General features: G+C 65.3%; 15 protein-coding genes. 5 read left to right on the top strand and 10 right to left on the bottom strand.

Features of this window, described 5'->3' with window-relative positions:
- Nucleotides 1–130: 130 nt before the first annotated feature.
- Nucleotides 131–589: an Imm30 family immunity protein gene (locus V3B46_RS02570; protein ID WP_329891062.1), complete on the bottom strand. Its 459-nt coding sequence runs from the start codon at nt 587–589 to the stop codon at nt 131–133.
- A 242-nt stretch (nt 590–831) separates the two neighbouring features.
- Nucleotides 832–1,500, bottom strand: a complete 669-nt coding sequence (locus tag V3B46_RS02575) for a GAD-like domain-containing protein (RefSeq protein WP_329891063.1) — start codon at nt 1,498–1,500, stop codon at nt 832–834.
- 190 nt (nt 1,501–1,690) lie between these two features.
- On the opposite strand from V3B46_RS02575, the gene V3B46_RS02580 reads away from it, so the two are divergent.
- Both V3B46_RS02580 and V3B46_RS02585 read left to right on the top strand, forming a co-directional pair.
- Nucleotides 1,691–3,127 (top strand): serine hydrolase domain-containing protein, encoded by a 1,437-nt coding sequence (locus V3B46_RS02580; protein ID WP_329891064.1) that lies wholly within the window; start codon nt 1,691–1,693, stop codon nt 3,125–3,127.
- A gap of 187 nt (nt 3,128–3,314) precedes the next feature.
- Nucleotides 3,315–5,426 carry a TonB-dependent receptor family protein gene (locus V3B46_RS02585; protein ID WP_329891065.1) on the top strand — a complete coding sequence of 704 codons (2,112 nt, stop codon included), beginning with the start codon at nt 3,315–3,317 and terminating at the stop codon, nt 5,424–5,426.
- A gap of 44 nt (nt 5,427–5,470) precedes the next feature.
- Here the strand turns inward: V3B46_RS02585 and V3B46_RS02590 are convergent, their stop codons facing one another.
- Together V3B46_RS02590 and V3B46_RS02595 are read right to left on the bottom strand one after the other, a co-directional pair.
- Nucleotides 5,471–5,998 (bottom strand): hypothetical protein, encoded by a 528-nt coding sequence (locus V3B46_RS02590; protein ID WP_329891066.1) that lies wholly within the window; start codon nt 5,996–5,998, stop codon nt 5,471–5,473.
- A 127-nt stretch (nt 5,999–6,125) separates the two neighbouring features.
- Nucleotides 6,126–6,701 (bottom strand): TetR/AcrR family transcriptional regulator, encoded by a 576-nt coding sequence (locus V3B46_RS02595; protein ID WP_154263968.1) that lies wholly within the window; start codon nt 6,699–6,701, stop codon nt 6,126–6,128.
- A gap of 69 nt (nt 6,702–6,770) precedes the next feature.
- On the opposite strand from V3B46_RS02595, the gene V3B46_RS02600 reads away from it, so the two are divergent.
- On the top strand, nt 6,771–7,316 hold the full coding sequence (locus V3B46_RS02600; protein ID WP_154352896.1) for a thioesterase family protein: 546 nt from the start codon (nt 6,771–6,773) through the stop codon (nt 7,314–7,316).
- Between the two features lie 6 nt (nt 7,317–7,322).
- On the opposite strand, the gene V3B46_RS02605 is transcribed toward V3B46_RS02600, so the two are convergent.
- The gene (locus V3B46_RS02605) at nt 7,323–8,456 is read right to left on the bottom strand and encodes an agmatine deiminase family protein (protein WP_329891067.1); all 1,134 of its coding nucleotides are present in this window, start codon (nt 8,454–8,456) and stop codon (nt 7,323–7,325) included.
- 105 nt (nt 8,457–8,561) lie between these two features.
- On the opposite strand from V3B46_RS02605, the gene V3B46_RS02610 reads away from it, so the two are divergent.
- Nucleotides 8,562–9,446 (top strand): LysR family transcriptional regulator, encoded by an 885-nt coding sequence (locus V3B46_RS02610; protein ID WP_329891068.1) that lies wholly within the window; start codon nt 8,562–8,564, stop codon nt 9,444–9,446.
- On the opposite strand, the gene V3B46_RS02615 is transcribed toward V3B46_RS02610, so the two are convergent.
- Together V3B46_RS02615 and V3B46_RS02620 are read right to left on the bottom strand one after the other, a co-directional pair.
- Nucleotides 9,421–10,215 (bottom strand): SGNH/GDSL hydrolase family protein, encoded by a 795-nt coding sequence (locus V3B46_RS02615; protein WP_329891069.1) that lies wholly within the window; start codon nt 10,213–10,215, stop codon nt 9,421–9,423. The genes V3B46_RS02610 and V3B46_RS02615 overlap by 26 nt on opposite strands.
- 49 nt (nt 10,216–10,264) lie before the next feature.
- Entirely contained in the window at nt 10,265–11,230 is a 966-nt protein-coding gene (locus V3B46_RS02620; protein ID WP_154352899.1) for a DUF2268 domain-containing putative Zn-dependent protease, read from the bottom strand.
- 138 nt (nt 11,231–11,368) lie between these two features.
- Between V3B46_RS02620 and V3B46_RS02625 the strand changes: the two genes are divergently transcribed.
- Entirely contained in the window at nt 11,369–12,352 is a 984-nt protein-coding gene (locus V3B46_RS02625; RefSeq protein WP_329891070.1) for a hypothetical protein, read from the top strand.
- A gap of 10 nt (nt 12,353–12,362) precedes the next feature.
- Here V3B46_RS02625 and V3B46_RS02630 read toward each other — a convergent pair whose 3' ends face one another.
- The 3 genes from V3B46_RS02630 to V3B46_RS02640 form a co-directional block, all read right to left on the bottom strand.
- Complete coding sequence (locus V3B46_RS02630; protein WP_154263973.1) at nt 12,363–12,683, bottom strand: hypothetical protein; 321 nt, start codon at nt 12,681–12,683, stop codon at nt 12,363–12,365.
- 216 nt (nt 12,684–12,899) lie between these two features.
- Nucleotides 12,900–15,362 (bottom strand): S9 family peptidase, encoded by a 2,463-nt coding sequence (locus tag V3B46_RS02635; RefSeq protein WP_164171349.1) that lies wholly within the window; start codon nt 15,360–15,362, stop codon nt 12,900–12,902.
- 169 nt (nt 15,363–15,531) lie between these two features.
- Complete coding sequence (locus V3B46_RS02640) at nt 15,532–15,861, bottom strand: hypothetical protein (RefSeq protein ID WP_049443219.1); 330 nt, start codon at nt 15,859–15,861, stop codon at nt 15,532–15,534.
- Nucleotides 15,862–16,137: the final 276 nt, after the last annotated feature.

A 16,137-nucleotide genomic window follows, 5' to 3' on the forward strand; every position in this document is an offset into this window, starting at 1 on the left:
CGGCTCTCTCGCCGCGGCGGGGGGGCGCGCCCGGCGCACCTTGACGGGGGCGGTAGGGCCGGCCGCTGGCCGGCACCGCCTGATGCTGGGACGCCCAGGTAGACGCCGACCTTGGTCGGCGCTCGCACCGCTATAGCAGCGCCGAAGCAACCACCGATGCCTTTACTCGAATACTGTCCGGCGCATCACCCTTCAGCGCTTCGATCAAGGACACGACTTCTGCTGCGCCTTTGGTTGAGGCTTCATTCTTCAGGCAGGCAATCAACCTATCTCTGTATGGATCACTATTCAGCAATCTGCAGATGAACGTCTCCAACCATTCTGGTGCCACGGTACGCATGTACGGAGCTGATTGGACAAGCGCGGAAACCATCCTGTCGCCGTCACTGTCCTCGACAAGATGAAGAAGCCCCCACATGACTTCTTCATGCGGAGTGTCATCGGCGAACATCGAGAAGAGGACCCCCAGCTCCTGACTGGAGAACTCCAGACCTGACAACGCCTGAACCGTCTGGTCAAATACCGCGACATCCTCAGAAGTGAGCATTCGCGAGGCCCGTAACAGCTCCTCCAGAAGTTGGCCTTTCATCACAGCTTCGTTGGCGGAACCTGGCATTACTTGCACCGGTGCATCAGCGGAGTGATATCCGATTGTACGCACGCACCCTGGTAACGGTGGCATTGGCACCAAGAACCGCCAAGTATGACCAGCGTTACCGACCGAACTCTTTGGAGCCGTCCAACTGCTCGGCTCAGTTACCCACGCTGCACGACGCCTGACCGAAAGACAGCCGAGCATGGGCTCGGCTCTACATGATTGGGGCCTTCGGATCACTTCCGGGCCAGCGGCTTCACATTGTTCGCATAGTGCGGAAACGCAGGCGCGGCAAACTCCCTCAGCATGTGCAGGTGCGGCTGAAGCTTGAGCCTGCGCAAGCTGCCAACTGCGACTTCGCCGCCGCAAACCAGCGCTGGCTCAAAGCCATACATCTCATCTGCCATCAAGTGCCCGCAAGTGCTCACAACCCTGTCGAAAGGCAGCTCTTCGGCCCCATCCATCAGATCAAAGTCGTCAAGCTCCGCGCAAGCGAAGAATGCCTTGATGCCACCATTCTGCCGTGCGAGAGACTTGGGTCTCAAACAGTTCTGAAGAGCAACTACTTCACTGCGGATCGGATCGATGCTCACGCCAACGCCTGATGCCTCGCCGCACAGGTAGAGCCGTCCAAACCCGCTTCTGGCAAACACATGGTAGGTATCGATCAGGGGAAATGGCGTACCAGACAACCACATGTGCATGAGGCCTTCGTAGTCCTCGGGATTCACCGTCCACAGCCGTCCATTGCCATAGTTCGCCCATCCATCCCGACGCCAATAGCTCAAGAGCGATTCAGGCAAGATGCCCGCCCACTTGGAGAAGGCGGCCTCTGGCACCGAGTCGTGTTCAGTTGCCTCTCCGAAGCTCTCGATGAAGAGCGCGAAATCCTCATCCTCCTCCATTAACCCTCCCATGCAAGGCTATCTCGTCGGTTTGGACTGAGGCGCTCTTATATCTGGTGCTTCATCAGATTCTAAGAGTTGTTTACGACAGGCCATTGGAAATTCACGCGTTCACATAGCCGCCCGCCTCCGCTTGACCAGGTGCCCGCCGCTGACCAACATGCGCCATCACCGCTGATGGGACACCGCGATGTACCGCACCCTTGCTGCCGCATTGCTCTGCGCCCTTTTCGCCGCTCCGATCGCTTCTGCGCGTGCGTCCCCTGGCGATCTTTCCAATCAGCTCGACGCCCAGCTGCAGAGCAACCGCGAGCGCTACGGCATCGCCGGCCAGGCGGTACTGGTCGCACACAACGGCCAGGTGCTCTACCAGGGGGCCAGCGGCGAACGCGATCCCGCTGCCCATGCGCCTGCCACTGTCGATACCATCTTCGCCGCGCAGTCGATGGCAAAGCTGCTGACCAGCACGCTGGTGATGCAGCTGGTCGACCAGGGCAAGGTGGATCTGGACGCACCGGCCAGCCGCTATGTTCCGGATCTGCCATCCGCATGGCAGGCGATTCACGTGCGCGATTTCCTCAACCACAGCTCCGGCATCGGCGAGTACTACGATCACGTGGACAACCGCTGGGTGAGCAAGGGCCACCCCGGTGTGGCGCCTAACCTTGGCGCTGCACTGAAGGTGGCTGCGGCGGCGCCGATGCAGTTCGCCACCGGCAGCCGCGTGCAGTACACGCAGGCCAACTACCTGGTGCTGACAGCGTTGCTGGAAGCGCACTACAGCAAGCCATACCCGGCCATCGCGCGCGAACACATCCTGCAGCCGCTGAAGATGACCAGCACTTCATGGGGAGCAGCGAGCGTGCCGGCGCAGCGCGCAGCGGTGCCTTATATCGGCAAGGACGGCCAACTGCAGCCGGCCAATGAAGATCCTTGGCCGGACTACGGCTGGGGCCATGCCGATCTGCAGACCACCGTGGGTGACATGAACCGTTTCCTGCAGGCGCTGGCGACCGGCAAGCTGCTGCGCACGTCCACGCTGGAGACGCTCTGGCAGCCGCAGAAGCTGAGCGGCGGCGGCAGCAATTTCTTCTCCACCGGCTGGGACACCACCCGCAGCGACAGCTACACCCAGGTCGGCCACGATGGTGGCACCCGCGTGCGTGCAAGGCTGGCCTACAAGGGCACGCTGGCCAACGGCTACTGGGTGTTCGTGTACCTGTCCAACGGCAGCGCCCGCAACGTGTGGTCGAGCACGCTGGTGGAAAGCACGATGGCGGTGGCCGCGCCCGACGAATTCCCGCATGCGGTGTTGTCCGAGCGATTGATCGCGTATGCGCTGGATGACAGCGCTGGCGCGGCCGAAGCTGTGCATCGCTGGCTGCGCGACAGCAACAAGGTTGCTGCCAGTGAACTGGAACGTGCGATCAATGCCGATGGGTATGCCATCCGTGAAAGCCTCGGTGCACGCAAGGCACTGAAAGCATTCGTGCTCAACACCGAGCTGTATCAGGATTCGGCCAACGCGTGGGACAGCCTGGCCGAATGCCATGCGGCACTGGATGAGAAGGAAACGGCCGATCGGCTGTACGCAAAGGCCAAGGCGCTGGCGAAGCCGGCGCTGTAGAGTCGAGCCATGCTCGGCTCCGGCACAGGAAAGCAGTCGAGCACGGCTCGACTCTACAGAAGGCGAAAAGCAGTCGAGCAAGCTCGACTCTACAAGGAGCGCGGGCGGCCATACACCGCCGATGGGTGACGTGACGCCGCCGACCTGTTAACTTGCGCGCCACTTTAGTGGTTTACAGCATTCCCGCATGTCGCTCTCGCCGTACCGCCCCGCCCCGTCGCTGCTGTTCCTGGCCGTTTCCCTCGGTCTTTCCTCCACCGCCGCTGCGGCCCCGCAGGCCACCACGCTGGATGCCGTGCAGGTCACCGCCGCTGCCGATGCCAGCGCCCACGCGCGCGAGGCGCTGAAGCGCGTACCCGGCGCCAGCAACGTCATCGACGTGGCCAAGGCCGACAGCCGGCTGTCCAGCAGCGCCGATGTGCTGGCCTACCAGCCGGGCATCAGTGCGCAGTCGCCGGGCAACGAGGGCACCAGGATCTCGATCCGTGGCTCGGGCATCAACCGTGGCCCGGGCGCGCACGCCTCGGGCATCACTGTGTCGATCGACGGTCTGCCACTGACCGGCCCGGGCGGCACGCCCTACGAGCTGCTGGAACCACTGTGGCTGTCGCGCGTCGAAGTCCTGCGCGGCGCCAACGGCTTCGAGCGCGGCGCCTTGGCGCTGGGCGGTGCCATCGACTACGTCAGCCGCAGCGGGCGTGATTCGGCGGGCGTGCAGCTGCGCTACGAAGCCGGCAGCCGTGGCTACCAGAAGCGCGGCATCAGCTGGGGCGGCGTCAGTGGTGATGTCGATTACTTCCTGGCCTACACCGATACCGAGTTCGATGGCTATCAGCGCCATGCGCGCGGCGACGGCAAGGGCGCGATGGCCAACATCGGCTGGCAGATCACGCCCGATCTGCAGACGCGCTTCTTCGTGCGCTACCGCGAGACCAATCACCAAACACCCGGTCGCCTGACCCGGGACCAGATCCGCAACGACCCGCATGCGGCCAACCCGGCCAACCTGGCCATCGATGCACGTCGGCCCCAGCCCGGCAGCACGTGGGTGGGCAACGTCACCACGATGCAGATCGATGAGGATTCCTCGCTGCAGGCCGGGCTGGTCTACCACAAGTACCCGATGGACTTGAACGAGAGCCTGTACCGGCAGCAGCTGGACTACGCCAACCTCAACGCCACGCTGGACTACCGCCGCCGCCACCGGCTGTTCGGCCTGGACAGCGAGACCACGGTCGGCCTGCGCGTCACCCACGATCTGGACGCCGATGTGCGCGAGTCGCTGCGCTTTGCCAGCAACGGCTATGCCGCCGGTACGCGCACGCGTGACTTCCGCCACCACGGCACCGACAGCACGCTGCACGTCGGCAATACCCTCACCTTCAATGACCGCCTGCGCATGCAGACCGGGCTGGCACTGATCAACACCCGTCGCGATGTGCAGGTGACCTGGCCAAGCAGCGGCGGCCGCCTTCGCGACCACGACTGGGACTACGCGCCGCGACTGGGCTTCACCTGGCAGCACAGCGCCCAGACCCAGTGGTTCGGCAACCTCAGCCGCTCGGTGGAGGCGCCGCATCCCTGGTCGATGATCTGGGGCTCGAACCAGTACTTCGGGCCAGGCAATGGCCCGTCTACCGGCCGCCAGCGCGCGCCGGTGCCGATGCAGAACCAGACCGCCACCACGCTGGAACTGGGCGCGCGCGGTGACGCCGCGCTGGGCCGCTGGGAACTGACCGGCTACTACGCTCACGTGAACCACGAACTGCTGAGCGTCGAACTGCAACCGGTGCCGAACCTGTTCATCGCCGAGAACAACGCCAGCCCCACCGTTCACCGCGGCATCGAGGCCGGATTGGACAGCACGCTGTGGCAGGCTGCACCGGGCCGCCTGTCGCTGCGCCAAGCATATACCTTCAGCGATTTCCGCTACCGCCACGACGCGCGTTTCGGCAGCAATCGCCTGCCCGGCCTGCCGCGCCACGCCTATCAGGCCGAGCTGCGCTTCGATCATGCATCCGGCCTGTACGCTGCGCTCAATACCGAATACGCCTCGCGCATCGCCGTCGACTACGCCAACAGCTATTGGGCCGACAGCCATGTGATCTTCGGCAGCCGCATCGGCTACGACGCACCCGGTGGCCGCTGGCAGGTCTGGGCGGAGATGCGCAACATCGGCAACCGCCACTACGCCGCCACGGTCACGCCGGGCTACAACGATGCCGGCAGGGATGTCGCGCGCTCGACGCCGGGCGAAGGTCGTGGCGTCTACGCAGGTGTGCGCTGGCGCTTTGATTGATTACCTCAAGCGGCGCCGGGTGTGATCCGGCGCCGCCGACAAGATCAGCTGATGCGCCACGCCGGCAAGCGCTCGCTGCGTTTCCAGATGGAAGGCGCGAAGCCGATCAGCACCATCGCCGCCAGCCACTTCGGTGAGGTAGTGAGCAGTGTGGAGGTGAGCGAGCCATCAACGGGTGCGGCCATTTCCTGCCACGGGTTGTAGCCCAGGTAGACGACGCTGCCAGCCCACCACAGCAACGCCACACCGATACCCACCAGCAACAGGGCCAGCGTTCGGCAGGTCCAGCGCTGCGAGCTGGTGCCCCATTCGCGGGATACCGCCACCAGCAGGCCCACCACCAGCAGCGAAATCAGGGCCACCAGGCCGACCTCGACCTTGGGCGCAATACGCTCATAAGTGCAGGCGCGGCAGTCTGTCTCTTCAGCTGCGACGGTAGCTTCGGTGCGATCTGCCTGCCCAGCCGCTGCGGGTGCCGACTGGGCCAGCGCTGCAAACGGCATCAACACTGCCAGCAGCACCATCATGGTCCAACGAAACAACGTCCTGTTGCTGTGTGTAGCGACATCCATGCGCTCTTCCTCGTCAGTGGTGGTTGACAGCGGGGCCACATGCCTTGGCCCTGGCGCGGATCATAGCGCACGGCCAGACAGGAACGAAAAGGGGCTCACGGCCTTGATCCGCGCCGGTTCGGTCGAATCATGGAGGCGCGGCGGCCTTCAGCAACTGCGCGGCCACCTGGTCGAACGGGCCGATGTCCTGCAGTGCACGGCACATCGCCACCGCACCTTCCACGCTGGCAATCACCAGACTGGCCAGCCCACCCGCGGCGGCCGGATCGTGGCCGTCGGCGACGAACGCTGCGGCCAGATGGCCCTGCCAGCGCGCGAACACTTCGGCCGCGGCGGCACGCGGCTGGCTGGGCATGGCCTCCACCGGCTCCTCAACCGCAGCTGCCAGCACCGGGCAGCCAGCGCGGAACCCGGTGCGCAGCAGGCGCTCGCGCCACATTGCCAGGAACTGCTGCAGGCCCTGCACTGCGCCGCCCTTCAGCAGCTCCACCAGCAGTGCTTCCACCTTGTCGCCAGCCATGTGGGTGGCACGCGCCAGCAGCTCCTGCTTGCCGCCGGGAAAGTGGTGGTAGGTAGAGCCCAGCGGCGCCTCGGCCAGCTTGGTCACCTCACGGATGCTGGTGGCATTGAGGCCCACACGCGCCAGCATCTGTGCCGCAGCATCAATCACGCGTTGAGGCGCATCAGAGGGGCGCGGGCTCACGGCAGTCTCCTTGCCAGGACAGTCGTCATAGATTAGCGTACCGGCGATTCTATAACAGTCGTCATAACCATGAATCTCTGGTTCCGCCTGCTCCACCTGCTGCTGTGCAGCCTGTTCCGGCCGAAGCTGGAGGCCCCGTTCGGGGTCTCGCGCCTGCAGTTCCGTGTGCTGCCCAATGACCTGGACAGCAACCTGCACATGACCAACGGCCGCTACTGGAACATCTTCGACCTGGGCCGGCTGGACCTGATCCTGCGCATGGGCCTGGGCCGGGTCGCGCTGCGCGAGAAGTGGGCACCGATCGTCGGTGCCGGCACCATCCAGTTCCGCCGCGAACTCAAGCCGTTCCAGCGCTTCACCCTGGAAACGCGCCTGGTGGGCTGGGTCGGTTCGCGCGGCATCATGGAGCAACGCGTACTGATCGGCGCCGATCAGAAGATCGCCACGCGCGCGCTGCTGGTCACCGGTATCTACGACCGTCGCGCACGTCAGTTCCTGGGCATGCCGAAGATGATGGAAGCGATCGGCGTGGTCGCCCCGCCGTCGCCACCGCTCAGTGCAGCCGCCGAGGCGCTGCTGGCTGCAGATGCCGCATTGAAGCAGGACGATGCCTGAGGCGCGTCAGCCCACCTTTGGCATGTTCTTGGTCACGCAATGGATACCGCCACCGCCACCGGCGATGGCATCGATGTCCACCTGTTCGATCACGCGGCCGGGATACATGTCTTCCAGTAGTTCACGGCAGTAGCCATCGGCAGCGTCGTCTCCGAACTGCGGCGCGACCACGGCGCCGTTGATCGGCAGGTAGTTGATGTAGCCCATCGCCAGATCGTCGTTGTCGCGGGTATGCACGTTGTCGCGCCCGTCCAGCGGCGGCGGCAGCGTATGCACCTGCAGGCGACGGCCGTCGGCATCGGTGGCCCCGCGCAGGATCTGCAGGTGTTCGCGGGTCAGATCGTAGTCGTAGGACTCCGGATCGTTGTCCAGGTTGGCGATCACCACGCCCGGCCGCACGAAACGCGCATAGAAGTCCACGTGCGCATCGGTGATGTCCTTGCCGGCGATACCGGGCAGCCAGATCACCTTGCGCACGCCCAGGTGATGCTTCAGCTCGGCCTCGATATCCGCGCGCGACCAGTCCGGATTGCGGTTGCGGTTGACCCAGCAGCTTTCGGTAAGGATGGCCGTGCCGTGACCATCGACTTCGATACCGCCGCCTTCGCCCACCAGATCGCTTTCCAGCAGCGTCGCGCCAGTCACCTGCGCCAGCCAAGGGGCCACCGCGCCATCGTTGCGCGCACTCTGCTTGCCACCCCAGCCATTGAAGTTGAAGTCGACCAGGCCCAGTCCGCCCCGGTCATTGGTGACAAAGCAACCACCGTAATCGCGCACCCAGATGTCATCCAAGGGCACCTCCAGGAACTCGATGTTGTCGCGGCCACAGCGGTCCTGCGCCTGCTTCAACTGCGCCGGGCGGCACAGCACGCTGACCGGCTGGTGGCGGGCGATGGTACGGGCCAGCCGCGCCACGGCGGCGTTCACCGCATCGGCCTGCGCGCCCCACACCCGCGGCTGCGCGGCGAAGGCCAGGAACACGCGTTCCTGCGGGCCGTGCTCGTCCGGCATGCGCCAAGTCCCTGCACCTGGCCCTGCTGCGGATACGCGACCCGGCACCCCGGCCAGGCCCAGCGCGGCCAGGCCACCAAGACCGGCGGCGCCCGCCAGTTGGGTGAGGAAGTGACGACGGTTGCTCATGACAGGCTCCAGGGCCGGTGTGGGATGGGCGCTATGCTGCCCTTGCCGACACATAAGAACAAACGATAGATTCAACCATTGATTGAACAGTTTTACTTATCTTAAATGCTCAAGCACTGGCCACCACTGAACGCGCTACGGGGTTTCGAGGCCGCCGCCCGGCTCGGCAGTTTCCACCGTGCGGCAGAGGAACTGCACCTGACCCAGTCGGCCATCAGCCAGCAGATCCGGGGCCTGGAAGCGTCGCTGCAGCAGCCGCTGTTCTTCCGGCAGGGCCGCAGCGTCACCCTCACCGATGCCGGCATCGACCTCCTGGAAACAACGCAGGCGCTGCTGCGGCAGCTGGCCAGCGGCATCCGCCGGCTCGATCAGTACCGCAAGCCCAATCAACTGATCGTCAACACCAGCCCGGCCTTTGCCCGGCATTGGCTGGTGCCACGCCTGGCCGGGTTCCACCGCCTGCACCCCGACGCCGATCTGTGGCTGCTGACCAGCGAGGAAGCGCCGGACATGACCACGCAGACGCTGGACGTAGCGGTACGCGATGACCTCGACTCACAGGCGCAGTGCCAGCATCGCGTGCTGCTGCAGGATCGTCTCTATCCAGCCTGCCATCCGGCCCTGCTCACCACACCGGCGCACGAACGCCTCACCCTGCATGGCGAGCGCGAGATGGACTGGAGCCAATGGCAGGTACAGGGCGGCGCCGATGTCGGCCAGCGCCGCGAGGGCATGAACTTCTCCGAGCCCGGGCAGCTGTTGGATGCCGCATGCCAAGGGCTGGGCATCGCACTGGTCAGCGAACTGCTGAGCGCGCGTGCGTGCGATCAAGGCCTGCTGCAACCATTGGATGATGCACGCGTGCGCGGCCCACGCTGGAGTTGGCTGGTACATGAGGAGAGTGCAACCGATCCGCTGGTGATCAGTTTCTGCGAGTGGCTGCTGGCAAGCCTGCCCGGCGGAGCTACTTCTGCTGCAGCGCGTGCTTGACCGCCGCCTCAGCCAGCGGCGCCATCACCGCATAGCCCTTCGCCGTAGGATGCACGCCATCCTCGGCGAGCTGCGGATCCAGTCCACCGGCCGCATTGGCCATCGGCGTGTAGTAGTCCAGATAGACCAGCTGCTGCGCATCGGCATAGCGCTTCAATGCCGTGTTCAATGCACGTACCTTGGGCGCAGGTGCCGTGCCCGGCAGCCACGGGTAATCGCATACCGGCAGCACTGATGCCAGCACTACGGCGATGCCATGTGCACGGGCCAGGTCCACCATCGCGTGCAGGTTGTCTTCGATCATCGCCTGCGTGGATGGGCCGGTGTTGCCGGCAATGTCGTTGGTGCCGGCCAGGATCACCACCACCTGTGGCTTCAGTGCCAGCACGTCCTGCGGGAAACGTACCAGCATCTGCGCCGTGGTCTGGCCGCTGATGCCGCGGTTGAGCCAGCCCTTGCCGGGGAAGAAACCGGCACTGCCCTCCCTGCCCCAGCCCTCGGTGATGGAATCACCGAAGAACACCACGCGCGGCAGGCCCGGCACTGCCGCAGGCAGTTGCGCGTTGGCATCACGATAGCGTTGCAGCTCCGGCCAATCGGCCAGGCGCTGCTGCATGAAGCGCACTTCATCGGGACGAAGCTGGTCAATGGGCGTCTGCAGCAGCGGATTGACCGCGACGGCTTCAGCGGCGCCCAACGGTGTAGCCAACGCAAGGCCCAACGTCACGACAGTGGCAGTGACAGTGACAAGCTCAACAGGTCCACGCATGCGGGTACTCCTGAAATCATCTTCAGCAGTCTAACGCCCCACCCTGTGCTCAGCGTGCAGCCGTACGCGCAGCCACACCTGTGACTTTCGCCGGCATCCACATACCCGGCGTCCAGCCGCTGGCGGCCAGGATCGCCTTCGGGTTGTCCTGCTGGATCAGCGCACGCACCGCATCACGTTTGTCCTTGGCCTGCAGGTAATAGGCCTTGGCGATGCGGTATCCCACCCAGTACCCCAGGTCGTACGGTTCCTGCGAGCCCGGCTTGTAGTTGTACAGCCACGGCGACAGATCGGTGCTGTCCAGATCCAGCGCGAACGCGCTTTCGATATGCACTTCCCGACCACGGGTCCAGGCCGCGTGGCGCCCGTTGCCGACGTTGCCGGAAATCAGTTCGGCGATGAACTCCGCGATGCCCTCGCCCAGCGATACACGCAGCACCGTCGCATGCGGGTCGCCCGGCTCGAAGTCGATCAGGCCCGTCTGCTGGATGTGCACGTACTCGTGCGCGATCACGTGCACGAAGCGGTCCTGCACGTTGGGATTCATGAAATCGGCTGCGCACAGCGCTTCCAGGCCGATGATCACGCCGCTTTTCGAGGTCAGCCCTACCGGACGGCCACGGCCGACGGCGATGGTCACCGGCGGAAACGCAGCCTGCGGATAGATGGCCTGCAGGTTGGAAAACACCTGCGTCAGGCGTTGCTTCACCGCCGGCAGTTCGGCCAGGCAGCTTCGCCCCCGCACATACAGTTCCGGCTGGCTGGCGATGGACTCGGCAATGCGCTCGGGGGTGACCCGACGTGCCTTGGCCAGCTCGGACAGGCCCGCAGAACCCTCGGCCATGTAGCCACGCAACTGCGCAACGCTGGGTTTGCCACCTGCGTTGTCGTACAGCGCGTAGAAACGGCTGACATCGTCGGTGACAATCTGCGGCCCGGCCGGTACCGCCGCCGTGGCCATGCCAATCACCCCGGCACAGGCCAGGGCCAACAGGCCGCGCAGGATCATGGACATCGCTCCGTCCTTGGTGGAGTGCATGCGAAGCGCGCAATCTATCACTCCGGCCCTTCCGCCGCAGCAAGCAGATGCGGGCACCCCGGCGCTGTGCCAGACTCGCGTTGGCACCTGCCACGGAAGATAGAGCACCCCGCGATGATGATCGTTCCCGCCTACTGGGCCGAAGCCCGCCTGCAGGCCCGTTTCCGTGGCCGGCCGGTGGTGGTGCGCCGCTTCGGCTGGTCCGACGAAGGCCCTGCCGAGGCGCAGGTGCACGCCGACCGCCGCGCCAATGAAGCCCTCAATGCCATCCTCGCCGGGCAGGTGCTGCCGCGTCGCGAAGTGCGCAGCAACTACGGCGTGGAGGGCGTGCCGATCCGCGAGCAGATCGTGCTGCGCGACGGCGACGTCATCATCACCCGCAACAGCTATGGCGCACTGTGCCTCAACAGCCCGGACGTACTGTTCGCCGACATCGACCATGCGCAGCCGCCAGCCGGCTGCGTGATGCCGGCCATCGTTGCGGCGGTCGTGCTGCTTGCCGGCGCCGTCACCGGCACGCTGCTGTGGCATTGGCTGGTGGGACTGGTGCTGGGCGTGGCGGCGGTGGTTCTGGTCAATGCCGCAGTGCTGATGCGCCGCAGGCAGCGGCTGGCAGCCGCCGGGGGCGCCGAGGGGTTGGCGCTGCGACGCGTGGAAGCCTTCAGCGAACAACACCCCGACTGGCATCTGCGCGCCTACCGGACGCCTGCGGGACTGCGCGTACTGGCGATGCATGCCACGTTCTCCCCGGAGGACGAGCAGCTGCAGGCATTCTTCAAGGTACTGGGCACCGATACCCTGTACGCGCGCATGTGCCGGCTGCAGCATTGCTTCCGTGCGCGACTGACACCGAAGCCGTGGCGCGTCGGCCTGAAGTACCGCATCCGCCCGCCAGTGGCCGCGTGGTCATCCGAACAGGCCAACAATCCGGATCGACTGGCCTGGATTGCCGAGTACGAAAAGAAGAGCGCCGGCTTCGCAGCCTGCGCTTATCTACGCAGTTTCGGCGATACCACCCGGGTGCATGCCCGGGCCGAGCACGTGCGCGATCTGCATGACCGGATATCGCACGCGCAGGACCGCCTACCGCTGGCGTGAGGGCGGGTGCTCAGTCAGCGCTCTGCACGAACGGCTGCCCTGCCAGGGTAGTGCCCAGCCGCACCGCGATCTGTTGACCGTCCTTTTCGAAGGTCGTCGCACACTGCTTTCCGTCCTTCTGGCATCCGACTTCCGGAAAGCCCTCCAGCGACTCCGGCGCGCCCTGCGCACGTTTCGCCTGCCAGCCTGCAGCATCCAGCAGGCGCTTGGCCTTGGCGTAAGGCATGCCGGCGATGATCCCCAGCTGCGCCAGTTCGGCGGGCAGTGGCTGCGCACCTGCAGTTGAGACCAGGACCAAGTACAACGTTGCAGCAAGAAGGATGGCTTTCATTGCACCGACCCGAGGCGAACTCACAGGGTCAGCCTAGCCCATCTGCATGGCATGCGAATGTGCCGGTAACACGTCGTTACCGAGTCTCCACAGTTGATTGCAAAGCCGTCGGCATCATTTACATGTGGACAGCAGCCGAGCATGGGCTGGGCTCTACAGAATGCAGGAAGGCCGCCCTGAGGCGGCCCTTTGCAACGCAGTCGAGCAAGCTCGACTCTACTTTGCGTTCTTCACGTAGGTGTCGAACCAGTTCAGCATCTCCGACACCAGCTGCTCGTTGGACTCCAACGCGGTATACCAGTGCGGTTCGTTCGGCAGCATCACCAGGCGGGTGGTACCGCCGTTGCCACGAATGGCCTGGTACAGCTTGCGCGACTGGAACGGTTCGGTACCCGGGTTGGCATCGTCCTCACCGTGCACCAGCAGCAGCGGCAGCTTGATCTTGTCGGCATAGAAGAACGGCGAGGCCTTCAGGTACACGTCCTGCGCCTGCCATACCGAGCGACGCTCGTTCTGGAAGCCGAACGGGGTAAAGGTCTTGTTGTACGAACCGCTGGTCGCCACACCGGCCTTGAACAGGTTGGTGTGCGCGATCAGGTTGGCGGTCATCAGGCCACCGTGGCTGTGCCCGGTCACGCCGATGCGGTTGCGGTCGACCACGCCCATGTCCACGGCCTTGTCCACCGCTGCCTTGGCGTCGGCTTCCAGCTGCTCCAGATAGGTGTCGTAGGCGTTCTTCGGGTCACCCACGATCGGGAAAGAGGCGTTGTCGATGATCGCGTAGCCGGCCAGCAGCATCAGGCGGTACGGCTGCAGGCGGGTGAAGGTCTGCTGCGAACCGGACACCTGGCCGGCCTGCGCGGCGTTGGCGAAGTCGGCCGGGTACGCGTACAGGATCGCCGGCACGCGCTGGCCTTCCTTGTAGCCCGGCGGCGTGTACAGGGTGAACGACAGGTCCACGCCATCGGCACGCTTATACGTCACCAGCTGCTTCTTGATCTGGCGCACTTCCGGGGTCGGGTCGACCAGTTTGGTCAGCGCGGTCGTGGTGGAGGCGAACTGCGCCTCGCCGGTCTTCGCATCTGCCACTGCCTCACCCTGCTGGCGGATGAAGGCGTTCGGCGGATCGATCACCGACTGGTGCCAGGTCAGGTAGCGCCCCGGCGTGTTGCTGAAGCCGAGGAACTGCTCGTAGGCATCGGCACTGCTGCGGAACAGGCGCTCGCTCTTCAGCGTGCCCAGGTCCAGGCGGTCCAGGAACGGACGATCGCCCTGCGGCGAGGCGCCACGGCCGCTGAGGAACACGTGGTTGCCCTCACGACGCACGACCTGCGCGCCATTCGGCAGGCGGGTAAACACCAGGTTGCCGGGGTTGCCGTACAGCTCATCGCTGGACATGTCCCACAGCAGGCGACCTTCCTTCTTCGGCTGGTCCACGTCGACGATGCGGGTCTGCATCCAGTGACGGTTCTCGTCGTTCTCGTACTGGAAGGCTACGGCCGGATCGGCGGTCCACGCGAAGCCCTCGAACCGCTGCGCGGTACGGGTGATCTCGGTCGGCTTGCCGTTGAACGGGGCCTTCAGCATCAGCACGCGGTCACGGTGCGGCACGCTGACTTTCCAGTCGCCCTTGTCCAGCGCTTCGGCATAGACCAGGGTCGCCGGATCGGTGGCTCGCCAGTCGAAACCGCGCGGGCCTTCCGGTACGCCGTGCACCGGCACGCGATCCGCCAGCGCCAGGCTGGCGATCGGCGTGCTGCGGCCATTGCTGATATCCAGCACCGCCACATCATTGGCGAAGCGCTGGTAGGTCACGGCATGCGAGTACGGTGCCTTGATCGACTCGGTCAGCACGTGCACGCCATCGGGCGCGGCGCTGACCTCGTTGAACAGCGCCGGCTGCCCCAGCGGGCGCACGCTGCCCGCGGCGGTATCGACCACGGCCAGCTGCGACGCGCCGTAGTAGGCGAACAGCTTCTCGTCATGCACGCTGGTCAGCGTGTCGCGGGCTTCATAGGTGCTGCTCTCGCCGCTGCTTCCCAGCGACTCCTGCGCATCCGGACCGGTCGGCACGCCACCGTTGGACGGCGCCGGACCCTGATTGGGCGGCACCAGTTTCACCAGCAGGTTCTGGCTGCCGCCCAGCCACTGCACGGTGTAGCCGAAGATCGGATTCAGCTGCACGTTCGGCACCTGCTTCACCTGGCCGGTGGCCGCATCGCCCACCCACAGCTGCACGCTGGTATCGACCGCATTCTGGAAGGCGAAGTGGCTGCCATCGGCCGACCACAGCGCGCCGGTGGCGCAGCCCTGCGGCAGGTTGACCTTGGTCTCCTTGCCGCTGCCGATATCGACCAGAGTGAAGTCGGCCACGCAGGCCGGAATGCCGTAGCCGCCGGGAGTGTCATGGCGGCTGCGGTTCTTCGGCTCCAGGCGCACGCCGGCCAGCTTCAGGTACGGCTGGGCGACGCGGCTGATTGACGGGTAGGTCTGCGCGGTGGTCAGCAGCAGGCGCTGGCCGCCCGGGGCCACGTTCGGTGCCGGCGGCGGTGGTGCCTTCAGCACCTTGAGCAGGTGTTCCGGCGGCTTCGCGTAATCAGCGAAGGCCGGGCCAGCGGCCAGCAGGCCGACGGTGGCAACGGCAACGGCCGCCGCCAGAGAGGTTCGACGGATCAGCATCCTTATCCCCTGGGGTGTGAATGGGCGCCCGAGGACGGGCAAGGGCCCGAATCTAGCACCGCAGGAGGCAACGGGAATGGGCCGGAAGGGCTAGTGGCCGGATAGGGCAAAGTGGGACGCACGCGGAGAGGCCGGCGATGGGTCGACTTCTGCCACGCGTGGTCTGTCATCACTGCTGGGCGTGCAGGTCCCAGGCCGTCAGGTAATCAGGGTCGACCACGATCATGCCACTGTTGCGCATGCGGTACTCGCCGGGCTCGGCCCGCTGGTACTGGTCGAGCATGGGCGGCAGGTAACGCTCATGACCATCGTCTTCGTCGGCCAGCACCACGCCTTCGTCGGCACTGATGCGCAGCACGGTGCCCGCGTACTGCTCCAGACCCTGCACCTGGCCATCGCCACCATAGCGGGTGACACCCACCAGCACGACCTTGCCGATCATTTCCTCGGCCTTGGCATCGTCCAGTGGGGGCAGCATGGGATTGAATTCGTCGTTCATCGGAGCACCTCCAAAGCCTGTGGGGATAGCGTGGGTTTGGCGGCCCCACGTGCCAGCGTCGATGGCAACGCAGGGATCTCTCTTGGGGCGCAAGTACCTGGATCGCAGGACCAACCGGGCAACGCCGGGGCGCGATGGGTGAAAGGTGTCTGGGACTGCGGAGGACGGCCATCCATACCGATGGCGTGACCGTATCAGGTCAAGGTCAACACCACGCGTTGCGTTGCATACACGGTGAAGCGTGACAGCTGCACTGTAGCGGCATGAGGGCCTCCT

Origin of the sequence: Stenotrophomonas sp. SMYL11 (assembly GCF_036320005.1) — a bacterium.
GTDB lineage: Bacteria > Pseudomonadota > Gammaproteobacteria > Xanthomonadales > Xanthomonadaceae > Stenotrophomonas > Stenotrophomonas maltophilia_A.

What these genes read in the sequence shown, in the direction of transcription:
- V3B46_RS02630 (WP_154263973.1), bottom strand. Translation starts at nt 12,683, where the DNA reads ATGAAAGCCATCCTTCTTGCTGCAACGTTGTACTTGGTCCTGGTCTCA.
- V3B46_RS02615 (WP_329891069.1), bottom strand. Translation starts at nt 10,215, where the DNA reads ATGCGTGGACCTGTTGAGCTTGTCACTGTCACTGCCACTGTCGTGACG.
- V3B46_RS02585 (WP_329891065.1), top strand. Translation starts at nt 3,315, where the DNA reads ATGTCGCTCTCGCCGTACCGCCCCGCCCCGTCGCTGCTGTTCCTGGCC.
- V3B46_RS02605 (WP_329891067.1), bottom strand. Translation starts at nt 8,456, where the DNA reads ATGAGCAACCGTCGTCACTTCCTCACCCAACTGGCGGGCGCCGCCGGT.
- V3B46_RS02635 (WP_164171349.1), bottom strand. Translation starts at nt 15,362, where the DNA reads ATGCTGATCCGTCGAACCTCTCTGGCGGCGGCCGTTGCCGTTGCCACC.
- V3B46_RS02620 (WP_154352899.1), bottom strand. Translation starts at nt 11,230, where the DNA reads ATGTCCATGATCCTGCGCGGCCTGTTGGCCCTGGCCTGTGCCGGGGTG.
- V3B46_RS02590 (WP_329891066.1), bottom strand. Translation starts at nt 5,998, where the DNA reads ATGGATGTCGCTACACACAGCAACAGGACGTTGTTTCGTTGGACCATG.
- V3B46_RS02610 (WP_329891068.1), top strand. Translation starts at nt 8,562, where the DNA reads ATGCTCAAGCACTGGCCACCACTGAACGCGCTACGGGGTTTCGAGGCC.
- V3B46_RS02580 (WP_329891064.1), top strand. Translation starts at nt 1,691, where the DNA reads ATGTACCGCACCCTTGCTGCCGCATTGCTCTGCGCCCTTTTCGCCGCT.
- V3B46_RS02625 (WP_329891070.1), top strand. Translation starts at nt 11,369, where the DNA reads ATGATGATCGTTCCCGCCTACTGGGCCGAAGCCCGCCTGCAGGCCCGT.
- V3B46_RS02575 (WP_329891063.1), bottom strand. Translation starts at nt 1,500, where the DNA reads ATGGAGGAGGATGAGGATTTCGCGCTCTTCATCGAGAGCTTCGGAGAG.
- V3B46_RS02600 (WP_154352896.1), top strand. Translation starts at nt 6,771, where the DNA reads ATGAATCTCTGGTTCCGCCTGCTCCACCTGCTGCTGTGCAGCCTGTTC.
- V3B46_RS02570 (WP_329891062.1), bottom strand. Translation starts at nt 589, where the DNA reads ATGAAAGGCCAACTTCTGGAGGAGCTGTTACGGGCCTCGCGAATGCTC.
- V3B46_RS02640 (WP_049443219.1), bottom strand. Translation starts at nt 15,861, where the DNA reads ATGAACGACGAATTCAATCCCATGCTGCCCCCACTGGACGATGCCAAG.